Source organism: Aequorivita sp. 609, assembly GCF_014212065.1.
Lineage (GTDB): Bacteria > Bacteroidota > Bacteroidia > Flavobacteriales > Flavobacteriaceae > Aequorivita > Aequorivita sinensis.
The window spans coordinates 1-1,253 of sequence record NZ_JACJVM010000191.1 but is presented as its reverse complement, the minus strand read 5'-3'; the positions used below and the strand labels follow the sequence as shown (position 1 = coordinate 1,253).

The 1,253-nt window shown below is 33.8% G+C and carries 2 protein-coding genes; both read left to right on the top strand.

Translation table 11 applies throughout. From position 1 onward, the window contains the following. Nucleotides 1-60 precede the first annotated feature (60 nt). Complete coding sequence (locus tag H4O20_RS15200; RefSeq protein WP_241836877.1) at nt 61-342, top strand: transposase; 282 nt, start codon at nt 61-63, stop codon at nt 340-342. Beyond that, a complete protein-coding gene (locus H4O20_RS13270) occupies nt 249-1,223 on the top strand; it encodes an IS3 family transposase (protein ID WP_368856700.1) in 975 nt (324 codons plus the stop codon). The genes H4O20_RS15200 and H4O20_RS13270 overlap by 94 nt, the downstream gene beginning before the upstream one ends. The last annotated feature ends 30 nt before the right edge of the window (nt 1,224-1,253 follow it).

Genomic DNA, 1,253 nt, shown 5'->3' with positions numbered 1-1,253 from the left:
GTGGAGTGTCTATATTTGTTGTGACAACTTAATTAAGCCCTAAATGATTAAATTTAACATATGGCAAGAAAACATGAAAACGATTTTAAGGTTCTAATCGTAGAATTAGTAAAATCAGGTAGACCAATTAAAGAGGTATGTACTGAGTATGATTTAAATGACAGTATGGTAAGGCGATGGAGAAGAGAATACGAAGCTAAGTCAGGTGACTTTACTAAGAAAAAGGAGTTGTCTCAAGAAGAAATAGAATTGAAGGCCTTGAAAAAGGAGCTTCGAGAAATAACCATGGAACGCGATATATTAAAAAAGGCAGTAAGCATCTTCTCCAAGAACGACAGGTGAGGTATCAATTTATTTCAAATAACATTGATAACTATACAGTCGAGAGGATGTGTAAATGCATGGAAGTTAGTAGAAACGCTTATTATAATTGGGAAAAAACAAAAGATCAGATTCTTGAGAAAGCATCTCGTGTTCTATTGAAAGAACACATACGTTTGATTTTTAATAGAAGCAGACAAATCTATGGTAGTTATAGAATTCAAAAAGCGCTGGAGAGAGAAAAGCTTTTCTATAGTCGTTCATATATAGCCATATTAATGAAAGAAATGGGTTTGAAGAGTGTTTTAAGAAGAAGGCACAAAATAACAACGGACTCCAATCATTCATTTGGGATTTCAGAAAACAAGCTAAATAGGGAGTTTGATAGCTCGAAACTTGGGCAGAAATGGGTCTCTGACATAACATACATTAGAGTTAACAATGATTGGAACTACTTAACGACAATAATAGATTTGGCTGATAGAAAAGTTATAGGTTGGTCATTAAGTGAGGATATGACCACCGAAAATACGATTATCAAAGCATGGCTTCACGCTAGATCAAGCAGAACTATTAGTCCTGGGCTTATTTTTCATTCGGATCGTGGAGTACAATATGCATGTAATAAAATGGTTAACCTCTTTTCTTTCAACAAAAAAGTTGTCCAGAGCATGAGTAGAAAAGGAAATTGCTGGGACAATGCTGTGGCTGAGAGCTTTTTTAAAACAATTAAAAATGAATGGTTATACCGTTTTAAATACACCACTTACTCCCAATTGCATAGTTCTGTAGAAGATTATATAAACTGGTATAATAATGAAAGACTACATTCATCTCTAGGGTATATTTCCCCTCTAGAAATGGAAGTTAAATTAAGAGGGAAAACTAATAAAGTGGCTTAAAAAAATGTCACAAAATTAGTAGGAATTCCA

Bases quoted from the DNA above. Each gene is read 5' to 3' on its own strand.
- H4O20_RS15200 (WP_241836877.1), top strand. From the start codon at position 61: ATGGCAAGAAAACATGAAAACGATTTTAAGGTTCTAATCGTAGAATTA.